The sequence below is a fragment of the Streptococcus sp. ELY_137 genome (assembly GCF_058314515.1).
The window spans coordinates 60,545-72,403 of sequence record NZ_JBZFUL010000010.1 but is presented as its reverse complement, the minus strand read 5'-3'; the positions used below and the strand labels follow the sequence as shown (position 1 = coordinate 72,403).

Here is an 11,859-nt window from a genome sequence, read left to right as displayed (position 1 = left end):
AAATGATGGGCTTTAGCAGTATAATGTAGGTGGTTCATTTGGATTACCTCTGCTGTTTTTTTCTCATTTGCAGTATAATCCAAATGAACTTTTTTGTTAACTGTTTTTAACTAGCACCACAGGTATGTAATATATAATTGATCTAGTGGTATGTTTGATTCAAGGGCATTCAAAATGTATCTTGATTGTAATATGCAAACTATTTAAGAGAATATCTCATAGATATACCTATTACAAAAGATTAAAAAACCAGAATCATTAAATTATATAAATATATTGAAACTTTCTTGAGTTCTATTATATATAAATGGTAGAATTTAGTAAATATCTAGTATTTAAGATATTTATTAGATTTATTGATCACTAGGAGAAGTTTTATGAATAACGAGATAATTGAACTAATTGCTACTGTGTCAGGATTTGAAACAGAAGAAATTAATTATAATGACTATTTACAAGAAGACTTAGGATTTGATTCAATTATGATGATGGATCTTTACCAGACTATTGTAAATTCAAAATTAGAATTAAATGTACAAAATATTACAAAAGATAAATTACGTACAGATGTAACAGTCGATAACTTTATAGAATTATTAGGTTCAAAAGCAAAGGGTGAGGTCGGATCTCAGAATAAAATTGTTTCAAGTCAGTTAGAGGAGATCCAAGAGTTTAAAAAGTACTTCAAATCAAAATCTAGTCAAATACCGTATTTTAAGAAAAATCAGGGTGTGGCTAAAAATACAATGTCAATAGATGGTAAAGATTACATTAATTACTCTACTTACAATTATTTAGGATTAAACGGTAGCTTAGAGGTTTCTGATTATGCTATTAAGGCTATTAAAAAGTACGGAACTTCAGTATCTGGTAGTAGATTACTTAGTGGAGAGATTGAGATTCACCAAAAACTTGAACAAGAGATTTCATCGTTCCTAGGAACAGAGGATGCTCTTGTTCAAGTTGGAGGACATAGTACCAACATTAGTGTGATAACTAGTCTAGTAAATTCACAAGATTTGATAATTCATGATTCACTAGCGCACAATAGCATTATTCAGGGGGCTATTTTTTCTGGCGCACAAAGAAAATCTTTTAGTCATAATAATATGAATAATCTAGATAGACAACTTTCTCGATTGCACACAAAATTTAGAAGGATTCTAATTGTTGTCGAGGGAGTCTATTCGATGGATGGAGATATTTGTGATTTACCTGAACTTATTAAAATAAAAGATAAGTATGGTGCGATGTTAATGATCGATGAGGCGCACTCTTTTGGAACTATTGGTAAAAATGGCAGAGGTGTCACAAGTTATTTTAATATAGATCCAAATAATATTGATATTCTGATGGGAACATTGAGTAAATCTGCAAGTAGTTGTGGAGGTTATATAGCAGGTAATCATGATCTGATTAATTATTTAAGATACAATATGGGTGGCTTTATTTTTAGTTGTGGAATTACTCCGTCTAATGCTGCAGCTGCTTTAAAATCAATAGAAATAATGAAAAGAGAAGATATTAGCAGTACCTTGATAAGCAATTCTAAATATTTTTTATCTAAAATGGAAGAATTAGCAATTAATACAGGATTAAGTGGGGATACTCCAATTATTCCTTGGATAATTGGAGATTCAGATAAAACACTGATGATCTCAAATAAGTTATTTGAAATGGGAATTAATGCAATGCCAATTATTTATCCTGCAGTTAATGAAGAAGAAGCTAGAATTAGGTTTTTTATTTCAAGTTTACATACTCAAGAGGACTTGGATAAGACTATTGAGGCTATTAAAAGTATTCAAGAAGATTAAGAAATTGTAATGAGGAAAGATGAGTAAGTATAGAAGTAGTCAATTTAATAAAATAAATAATATTATCAAAATTTTATCTAGACTAGGTAATTTGAATAGCACTCTGTTTGAATTAAGTATTTTTTCTAGAATGGAAAATTTTATAAAGGTTATTTGCTTAAAAATTTATGTTAATAATGTAAGGAAAGTAAATGAGCAAAATAATATCATAAGCAGTTATTTTGAATTACTTGATCAACTTGGAATGTTAGAAGTTGTAAACAATAAAAAAAGAATTAAAGAAGAGTATCTTATAAATAAAAGATTGCAAACAAGATTAGCAAAAGATTATAACTATATTGTTAATAATTTTATTTATCGAAAAAATAAATTCAAAACAAATTTAAATAAATATCTCCTCTCTTTGATTGAATATTTATTAGTTTTAGAAAATATAAATTTAGAAACTCAGATAGAGCCTGAATTATCAGAAAATTTCTATTCTGATCTAGGTTCACAGGCCTTTGAATTATTTAATAAGAAAAATTTTGCAAAAGTAGTCGACGGAGTAAAAACTCACTCAATATTAGATATTGGTTGTGGGAATGGAAATTTTATTGACTATTTTATAGAACGAGGAGATATTAAATCAGTCACTGGAATTGAAATGCAGTCAGATGTTGCAGATTATTTGAAAGTTAAATATCAAAATAAAAATTATATACATATATACTCTGAAAATATTTTACAATTGAAATTTGATGAAAAGTTTGACTTTATCAATATGAGTTATATGTTATTCTATTTATCCTTTGAAGAACAAATTTCCTTATTTTCGAGCTTACCAAGCAACTTATCAGAGAATGGGATGATAGTTGTTTGTCAATATTTTGGAAATATCGAAAATATTCAGATTGAAGTGTCTAAAAATAAGCAGAGATGGAAATTTTTGGATAGGTACAAATTTTCTATCAGTCAAAATGTACTTTATTCAGAACTTCTTTTAAATGCAGCTATAAAATCATTCGATACTTTACCAGAATATAATAAATTTGCTGAAGTATTAGATAAAACTGGATTTGAAATCAAAGAAGTATACCCAGCAGATGACAATTTTTATTCTTTTTACTTTTGTATAACAAGAAAATAATTGGAGAAATTATGATTAAAATAGAGAAGATAAAAAAAGTGTATAATTCAGGCCAGGCTAATGAGTTTGTTGCATTAAAAAATATAACTTGTGTAATAAATGAAGGAAGTTGGACTACGATTGTTGGAGCATCTGGATCAGGAAAATCGACATTTTTGAAATGTATTTCTGGATTAGAACAAATAACTTCAGGCACAATTAATTGTTGGGGCAAAGAATTAAATTCAATTTCGGAAAAATCACTGCTTGATTTAAGAAGAAAAAAAATGAGCTTTGTTTTTCAAGATTATAATTTAATTGATGACTTGAAAATGATAGAAAATATATTTTTAGAAAAAGAACAAAGTTCAGAAATAATTGAACTAGTTCGAAAGTGGGGAATATCAGATGTTTTGTACAAATTTCCTAATGAATGTTCTGGCGGACAGAGACAAAAGGTTGCTATTTTAAGGGCATTAAATCAAAAGAGTTCTATAATTTTTTGTGATGAACCAACTGGAGCGCTTGATACGAATTCTTCAAAAGATGTGTTACAAGCTCTAAAACAAGTGAATGAAGAATATGGTACTACCATTGTTATGGTAACACATAATAATTTGATAAAGGAAATATCAGATTTTGTTATTACTATACATGATGGGGAAATTTTATCTTATCAGGAAAATGGCAATGTAAAAGGTGTAGAAGATGTTCAGTGGTAGAAATATATTTCTTAATAGAGTATTGAGGCGAGTAAGAAAAAACATAGTAAAATTATTATCAATTTTTTTACTAGTATTCATTACAACGACATTATTTGTTGGTTATTATGTAGGAACAAGTAGTGTTTTATCATCGATTACAGAATTTAATAAGACAAATATTTTAGAGAAAGGCCATTTTGTAACTAGCAAACCCTTATCAAAAAAAGATTCAAATATTGAAAAGATTGAATATACTGAAATTTCAAAAAGAAATACGACAATTAGAGTATTTAAGAAGTCACAGTCTATTAACCTATATCAAGTAACTAAAGGAAAAGATATTAATAATATTGATGACATACTAGTTGACAATAATTACTTGCAGGCACATAAATTAGATATAAATGACTCCATAGAATTGTCGGGGAGTGATTTCCATATATCTGGAGTAGCAATTGCTCCAGATTATATTATGAGCAAAAAAAATGATTTAATTCTTCAACCTAATTCAAAATCTTTTGGAGTGGCATACGTATCTGAGCGCACGTTTGATAAATATTTTAAAAACAATAGTCATTATTATTATGCATACACTGGTGATAAATCTATAAAATTTTTAACGGAAAAATATAATATATTATCAATAATTGATAGTAAAAACGATTCAAAAGTAAAACAAGTAATAGGTGATGCAAAATCTCCTAAGAAATTATCTCTAGTTATTATTTCATTATTTTTAATCATTACTATTATTTTAATTTCTATATATTTCATAGAGATTAAAAGGCGAGAAAAAGACAATATAAATGCTCTCTATAATTTAGGAAATTCAAAATTTTGGTTAATGACTCATTATATGCTAGATGTAATGATAGTTGTAAATTTGGCTTGGTTGATAGGAGTTTTATTAGGATTCTCTGTAATAAAGGTAGTTATGTATATGAATAGCTCTATATATAATTATCCACTATTATTTGTTGATAAATCTGCCTTATGCTATGCAATATTTGGTAGTTTAATAACTTATAATTTGTTATTATTTGTATTGTCTTATATAAACTTCTATATCCAAAAACATAAAATAAGTTTAACCAAAAGAAGTATCACAAATTTATTACCCTTTATTCCGTATAGCTATAGATATCGCTTAGCGAAATTAATAAGGAATTACTGGGAAACAATTTTATTTGTCATGATGATATTTATTACTTCAATATTGATAAATTTTTCTGTTTTATTGAAAAACTCAGTCTCAGAGTATGTAGAAAATTTACGAAATGAAACTAAATTTGAATTTATGTACAGTGTGGAATCTGATAAGGAAGATTATCCCAATACTGAAATGTCTAGGTACTATCGATTAGCAGATAGTAAAGAGGTATTACAAACAGTTTACCTACTGAACACCAATTCTAAATATTTTGATATTCGTAATGATGGAGTAGTTGTTACAAAAGCATTTTCAGAAAAATACAATTATAAGATAGGTGATAAAATTAAACTTAGTGACAGAGTGTCAAATAGAGTTATTTACTTGAAGATTGATCGAATTAGCAAAAATAATACGAATAGTGAAGTTTACGTCAACAAAAACCTAATTGAGAAATTTGAAGGAATTAAATCTTTTAATTTAATTGTATTGAGTGCAAGAAAACTGAGAACGTCACCAAATATTATATCAGTAACAACTAGAAATGAAATAGTAAAGTCTGGAAAAAATATATTAAATATTATTCAAAAACAAATATCTATGATATTAGTTATTGCTTTTATTGTTGAAATTAGTTTAATGTATTCTTTAATAAGGTTTATATATGAAAATAATTATAATTCTATGAAAGTATATTATTTGTTAGGTTTCTCTAAAAAAGACATATTTAAATTTCATTTTAGTTTAAATATCCCTATGTCTATCATTCTGATAGCAAGTAGTTATGGACTAAGTATAATTGTTGTTAGAAAATTTTTAGATAATATTATGTATACGTTTTCTAATTATGTAGTAGTATCTAACAGTGTTCAAAGTTTTATATTTACAACAGGGATAATACTATTAGTTTATCTATTATTTACATTATATTTCTATACGAAATTACAAAAGGAGAAGTTTAAATGAAAAGAGTTGTAGTAACAGGATTAGGAGTAATTTCTCCTTGTGGTAATTCTCAAGTAGAGTTATTGGATAATTTGTATAAAAGGAATATTGCAATTGAATCATCTAAATTACAAACGACTAATTTTTATGGAAAAGTTGCTGAGGATTGTTTAGGTACTTTAACCAAGAAAGAAAAGAGATACATGGATAAAGCAAGTCAATTTGCAATTCTCGCAGCAAGGGAGGCTATAACTGACTCCAATTTAGAACTTTCTCTTGAAGATTCTTCAAGAGCAGGTGTATCTATTGGAACAGCCATGGGAGGTTTTGAATCTTTAAGAAGAGAATTAGTTGAACCAGCGTTACATGGACTGAGTGCAATGAGTGTTTTAGGTATGCCTAAATTGTTACACAATTTAATTGGAACTAATATTAGTATGGAATTTGATTGTAAGGGGGGAGTATTTACTTACAATAGTGCTTGTGCTTCCTCAGCTATTTCAATCGGAGAAGCTTCTAACAAAATAAAAAATGGAGAATTAGATATCGTTATTGCGGGAGGTGTAGAAAGCTGTATATTTGACGAGGTTTTCGAATCTTTTAATAAGTTAGGGGCTTTATCAAAAAGTGATAAATTAAACGAGGCTACGATACCATTTTCTAAAAGAAGAACAGGATTTGTTTTAAGTGAAGGAGCATCAATATTAATATTAGAAGATTACGACCATGCAATATCAAGAGGCGCAAATATTTATTGTGAGTTAGTAGGATATGGTTATTCTAGCGATGCTAAATCTTTAGTCTCTCCAGACTATGAGGGGATTACAAGCTGTTTAAGAAATACTCTAAAAAATGCAGGTATAAAACCTAATGAAGTTGAATATATAAATGCTCATGGTACCAGTACAGAAGCAAACGATAAAGTTGAGGCTCAAGCAATAACAGAAGTTTTTGGAGATGAAAAAGTTCCTCCATATGTCGCTTCTACTAAATCTATTCATGGCCATTTGTTAGGAGCTGCTGGCGCATTAGAAGCGTTGATTTGTTGTCTCATGATAAATAAAGGATTTCTAATTCCACAAATAAATGTAAAAAGAGAGGACATAGATTCATCCATAAAACTTAACTTATTGCTTGATAATTTAGTTAAGTATAACGGAGGAGTGGTTATGTCAAATTCATTTGCATTTGGTGGAATTAATGCCTCATTATTATTTTCTAAATTAATATGAGTGATAGAATTAAAATAATTTTTGTACAAGTTGATAGTTTATTAAATAACTCATTAGCTGACAGAAAAAGATTTCTCAAAAATATTGCTAAGCAATGCTTATTACTAGAGTTAAGGAAGTTAGGAATAAGTCAATCAGATATATTAACTGACAGTTGCGGTAAAAAGAGAGTGTGTAATGACTCTCTTTTCTTTAGTATTAGTTATTCTGATATTTCGTTTGTTATAGCTTTTTGTAAAAATGACATCGGAATTGATATTGAACGAAACCGAACAATTAATATTTCTAACTTAGTAAATTTTTATAATAAATTAATTAAGGAGAGAATATTAAGCTCTCCTAATCCAGCTTCAGAGTTTCTAAAATTATGGACAATTTCAGAATCTCTTTGTAAATATTTAGGCATCAGTATTTTTGATTATAATCAATGCTACCAGGATAATATAATTAAAGACATTCATGAGGGGTGGAATAGTGCTATAATTGATGGGAAGTATTTCTATCATAAATTGCTTGATGATTACTTCGTGAGTATTTGTACAGGTTCAATGTGTGAAATTGATTTATTTAAATTAGTAATAAAATAGGAGAGTAGATGAGAACAATAATTTTTGCTCCTGCAGTGTTTAATTTAGGAGAGACTACTAGAATGGTCGAAGTGGCTAAAAAATTAATGTTAATCTATGGAAGCAAATATGAATGCATTTTTATAGGTTTTTCAGAGACATTTGCCAACTATATAATAGAAAATGGCTTTAGATATATTTTATTAGAACCTAGCTTTACGGAAAAAGATGAAAAATTACTCTTTAAGTTTGATCAGGGAAAAACATTCAGGCATCCATTTAATTATAAAAGAGTTAAAGGTAGAGTAGAACAGGAGTTGGCTATATTTGAGAAGCTAAAACCTGAATTAGTTGTTACCGGAACTAATTTAACTGTTTTTTTATCTGCAAGATTGAAAGGAGTTCCATTGTTATATGTTAAACCTTTTTCTTCTACGAAAGCTTATTTGAGTTTAAAAAATAATTACCGACCTTATAAATTACAACACTTCAAATTTGTTTGGATATTGATAAAAAAAATTATACTATCATCAAAATGGATTCCATACCCATTTAGAAAGGTATCTAAAGAATATGGAGTAAAACTTCCCCAATACACCATTGATTTATTAGAAGGTGATTGGAACTTTATAACTACTCATCCGATTTTTGTTAATCCAATTAACTTTCCTAATAATTATATTCAAGCCGGTCCTATAGCATTTATGAAAGAAGGGAAATTGAATCAAGAAGTGTTAAACTTCATTCGGGAGGCTCAAAAATATAATAAAAAGCTAATTTATCTTGCAATGGGGAGTTCTTCAAATAGCAAATTAGTTACAAAAATATTAAGTTACTTTGAAGGGAGTGAGTTTTTGGTTTTAGCAGCAGTGCAAAATTATTTAGACGAAGAACATATTGTAAATTATCCTAATATACTACTTACTAGTTATATTCCAGTTCATTTGTTGCACGAGTATATAAGCTTTTCTATAATACATGGCGGAGAAGGAAGTGTTCAAACTGCTTGCTCATCAGGGAAACCATTCATCGGAATTCCTTTACAGTATGAACAAGAAGTTAATATACATTTTTGTGAAAATTATGGGAATGCCATTATGTTGCCCCCTTCTGAGTTAACTAGACAAAAATTTGAAAAGTCAGTAAATGAAATTCAAAAAGATTTTTATGAAGAGAGGGCTGATAAACTTAAAGATATTTTTTTATTTAATGGTTCAGAAATTGTGGCAAACTGGATTGATAATTATTTTGATAAATATTAGGAAGGTAGTGTAAATGAGAGTAAAAAAATATAGTCCCCTTTATACTTTAAAAAAAATCGCTAATGATATTTGGATTGTTGATGGAGAAGAAGTGGTGATGGATTTTAAATTTTTCTCTATACCTTTCTCAACAAGAATGACAGTCGTGCGTTTAAAAAACGGTGAAATTTGGGTACACTCACCTATACAAATCAATTCTAATCTGTTATCTGATATTTCCAGTCTGGGAAAAGTAACTCATATAGTTGCACCGAATAAATTGCACTATAGTTTTATTGAGGAGTGGCATAGATATTTTCCAAATGCAACTGTCTGGTTAGCTGATGGAGTTAAAAAACGTGCTAAAAAATCGGGATTAAATTTGGAATATGGTAAAGAATTGAGTCAAGCTGATTGGAACGAAGAAATTATTTCAACAACTTTTAAAGGGAGTTTTTATTTAAAGGAAGCAGTTTTTTTTCACAAAGGAAGTTCGACATTAATTTTAACTGATTTAATTGAAAATATAGAAATTGAACAATTGTCTTTTTTTGAAAAGATAATGTTGAAAATAGGTGATAATCAGTTTCCTAATGGTAGAACTCCCAGAGATCTCAGAATAAGCTTTATATTCCATAAAAAACAGGCAAAACAGAGTTTAATGAAAATAAAACAATGGAATTCCAAGAATATTATTATTTCTCATGGCCCATGCATTATTGGTGGTGCTGAAGAAAAGTTGAAACAATCATTTTTTTGGATAGAAAAGTAATGTGAATTAACATTAAGTTAGATAATGGAGATTGTACACAATAATAATGAGTGAAAAAATATAGAAAGTTAGAGGCCTAATGGCCAAATGTCAGATTTTTCTCTTTTTATATGTTTAAAAGTTATTGTTCACAGCTTAGAGCTTTATTCTATATTATAATTATAAGTAATACCCGTGGTGCTAGTTAAAAAATCTAGGTTATAAGGGCACTGCCCCCAATAATGGGACAGCAGAAAAACACTTTTTAGGCGATCAGTTTTCTGTAGTCTACAGGAGACTGGTCATTTAATCTCTGCTGAATTCTAGTTTCATTATAAAATGTGATGTAATTTTTGACAACATCTGTCATACTATCTTTGGTTAAGTTTCTCCAGTTAGGGAGATAGAAGGTTTCAGACTTTAGAACGGAATGGAACCATTCGATACAGGCTAACTTAGTTTCTAACGAATACGCTTTTTTGACCATAACAAAAACACTCCTAGTTTTAGTTTACTAGATTTCAACAGGAGTGTTTTTCTTGTGTCTCATTTTATGAGACTAGTACCGCTGAAAATTGCTTTTCCTCTTCTTTGTCAATGTCATCAATAAAAACAAAAGCAACAATCTCTTGGTAGCGATCAGCCGTCATGATTTTTTCAGGAGTTTGATCCGATTTTTACAGGCTGTGCTGGAAAAAGGCTTGTCACCATATTTCTGAAAATAAATCCTACCTAGTTGAGCTAAGCTCAGGCTCTTCCCGAGATCGAAGATTTTAATTAGGAGGCCATTGAAAGGCAGGTAGCCTAATTCAGTTAAAACCAAGCAGTCGATCTCATTTAGCGAATAATTATCTAAACTTTGGTTTTTAATAACATCAAGATAATTAAGCAAATTGGCCATGAAATTTACCCTCCGCAATTGAGGGCATTATGCCACAATTTTAATTTAATCAGAATTTATAGCTGACTAGATCTGTCAGTTGAGTTTGAACGAGATGGATATGATTTGTTATAATGGTAACTGACATAATGATTGGCTCTGGAAAATATAGTTTCAAGAGATTTTTTGATCTAAATAATAATAGGAGGTGAGAGCGATGGTCGATAAGCTTAAGTTTACCTGCCCAGGAATTTTTGAAGGGGGGCAATTTCCTATTGATAATACAGGACGTGGGAAAGATCAATCGCCTGCTTTCTACCTCGACAATCTATCGCCTCAGGCCCAAGTACTCGCTATTATCTTAGAAGATTTAACCCACCCTCTGAAGAAGGAATTTACTCACTGGTTAATATGGAATATCCCAGCTTCTAGTCGTATTCCATCAGGTTTGATGGGCGGGTTTGAAGCAGAGAATTTACCTTCGGCGCGTCAAGGATTGGCTTATAGAGGATACCGTTATGCAGGTCCTAGACCACCCTTGGGGCAAACGCATGACTACCGCTTTACGGTCTATGTCTTAGACCAGTCTATGGAGCTAGGCAGATGGACGTGGAAACCCCAGCTTTTAAAGGCTATGCAGGGGCATATCTTACAAAAAGGACAGCTAACCGCTAGTTTTGGTAGTGAAAAGCCACTGACGCCAATTCCAGCGAGCTAAAAACAGAAAAAAGCTAGGAGGGCTAATGATTCTTGTTTTTAATCCAGATCGGCTGACAGGTCAGCCTTTTTTCCGAGATCTAATAAATTATCTCTATAAGCGTAATGACGTGAGCTTGAGACAGATCAAACAGGACTTTCCTCAAGTTAAGCAGTTAGAGCGCAGTTTAGAAGAGTATATACAAGCTGGTTACATCAGACGGTATCAACGCCGCTATTATCTGCAAATACAACTGACGGAAAATGAAGACCAGCTGCAGGAAATTCACTTAGATGATAGCCTATTTATTGACAGTCTCAGCTCCGCCTACCAAAAACTCTTAACCTTAGAATTTAGTACGCGTCTTGTTAATAAGACTAATCAGGCTGTCTTGATCGAACAGACAGACTTTGCTAGAGCGCGTCTTACCTTATCCAATTATTTTTACAAACTTAAATCGGGTTACCCTCTATCTCAGGATCAGCAGGTCCTTTATGCTATTCTGGGAGATGTTAATCCTGAGTATGCGCTCAAGTATATGACCACTTTTCTTTTGAAATTTGGTCGCAAGGATAGGGTTAAACAGAAGCGACCGGATATTTTTGTCCAAAGTTTGGTTATTTTAGGCTACATAGCAGAAATAGAGGATCAGACATACAGTCTAACGATGACATTTGATCATGAAAAACTAATTTTTCACGTATAAAAAGAGCCAAGACGAGGCTCTTTTTGCATGCAGTAATTTTATTGCTTTTGCATCGGGTAAAG

The 11,859-nt window shown here is 30.2% G+C and carries 11 protein-coding genes; 10 read left to right on the top strand and 1 reads right to left on the bottom strand.

The window, feature by feature from the left end; all coding sequences use genetic code 11:
* The first annotated feature begins 377 nt into the window (after positions 1-377).
* The 8 genes from AC4HAO_RS08055 to AC4HAO_RS08020 are packed head-to-tail and all read left to right on the top strand — an operon-like array spanning position 378 to position 9,535.
* Complete coding sequence (locus AC4HAO_RS08055) at positions 378-1,817, top strand: aminotransferase class I/II-fold pyridoxal phosphate-dependent enzyme (protein ID WP_491135067.1); 1,440 nt, start codon at positions 378-380, stop codon at positions 1,815-1,817.
* A 19-nt stretch (positions 1,818-1,836) separates the two neighbouring features.
* A complete protein-coding gene (locus AC4HAO_RS08050) occupies positions 1,837-2,946 on the top strand; it encodes a class I SAM-dependent methyltransferase (protein ID WP_491135066.1) in 1,110 nt (369 codons plus the stop codon).
* Between the two features lie 11 nt (positions 2,947-2,957).
* On the top strand, positions 2,958-3,647 hold the full coding sequence (locus tag AC4HAO_RS08045) for an ABC transporter ATP-binding protein (protein ID WP_491135065.1): 690 nt from the start codon (positions 2,958-2,960) through the stop codon (positions 3,645-3,647).
* Complete coding sequence (locus tag AC4HAO_RS08040) at positions 3,634-5,745, top strand: FtsX-like permease family protein (RefSeq protein WP_491135064.1); 2,112 nt, start codon at positions 3,634-3,636, stop codon at positions 5,743-5,745. The genes AC4HAO_RS08045 and AC4HAO_RS08040 overlap by 14 nt, the downstream gene beginning before the upstream one ends.
* Positions 5,742-6,956: a beta-ketoacyl-[acyl-carrier-protein] synthase family protein gene (locus tag AC4HAO_RS08035; protein ID WP_491135063.1), complete on the top strand. Its 1,215-nt coding sequence runs from the start codon at positions 5,742-5,744 to the stop codon at positions 6,954-6,956. Before AC4HAO_RS08040 ends, AC4HAO_RS08035 begins: the two co-directional genes overlap by 4 nt.
* On the top strand, positions 6,953-7,543 hold the full coding sequence (locus tag AC4HAO_RS08030; protein ID WP_491135062.1) for a 4'-phosphopantetheinyl transferase family protein: 591 nt from the start codon (positions 6,953-6,955) through the stop codon (positions 7,541-7,543). The genes AC4HAO_RS08035 and AC4HAO_RS08030 overlap by 4 nt, the downstream gene beginning before the upstream one ends.
* A gap of 8 nt (positions 7,544-7,551) precedes the next feature.
* On the top strand, positions 7,552-8,784 hold the full coding sequence (locus AC4HAO_RS08025; RefSeq protein WP_491135061.1) for a nucleotide disphospho-sugar-binding domain-containing protein: 1,233 nt from the start codon (positions 7,552-7,554) through the stop codon (positions 8,782-8,784).
* A gap of 13 nt (positions 8,785-8,797) precedes the next feature.
* Positions 8,798-9,535: a DUF4336 domain-containing protein gene (locus AC4HAO_RS08020; RefSeq protein ID WP_491135060.1), complete on the top strand. Its 738-nt coding sequence runs from the start codon at positions 8,798-8,800 to the stop codon at positions 9,533-9,535.
* A 244-nt stretch (positions 9,536-9,779) separates the two neighbouring features.
* Here the strand turns inward: AC4HAO_RS08020 and AC4HAO_RS08015 are convergent, their stop codons facing one another.
* Complete coding sequence (locus AC4HAO_RS08015; RefSeq protein WP_491135059.1) at positions 9,780-10,001, bottom strand: IS3 family transposase; 222 nt, start codon at positions 9,999-10,001, stop codon at positions 9,780-9,782.
* Positions 10,002-10,611: 610 nt separating this feature from the next.
* Here AC4HAO_RS08015 and AC4HAO_RS08010 point away from each other — a divergent pair.
* Both AC4HAO_RS08010 and AC4HAO_RS08005 read left to right on the top strand, forming a co-directional pair.
* The gene (locus AC4HAO_RS08010) at positions 10,612-11,112 is read left to right on the top strand and encodes a YbhB/YbcL family Raf kinase inhibitor-like protein (protein ID WP_447451687.1); all 501 of its coding nucleotides are present in this window, start codon (positions 10,612-10,614) and stop codon (positions 11,110-11,112) included.
* A 25-nt stretch (positions 11,113-11,137) separates the two neighbouring features.
* Positions 11,138-11,797: a DUF1803 domain-containing protein gene (locus AC4HAO_RS08005; RefSeq protein WP_491135058.1), complete on the top strand. Its 660-nt coding sequence runs from the start codon at positions 11,138-11,140 to the stop codon at positions 11,795-11,797.
* Positions 11,798-11,859 lie beyond the last annotated feature (62 nt).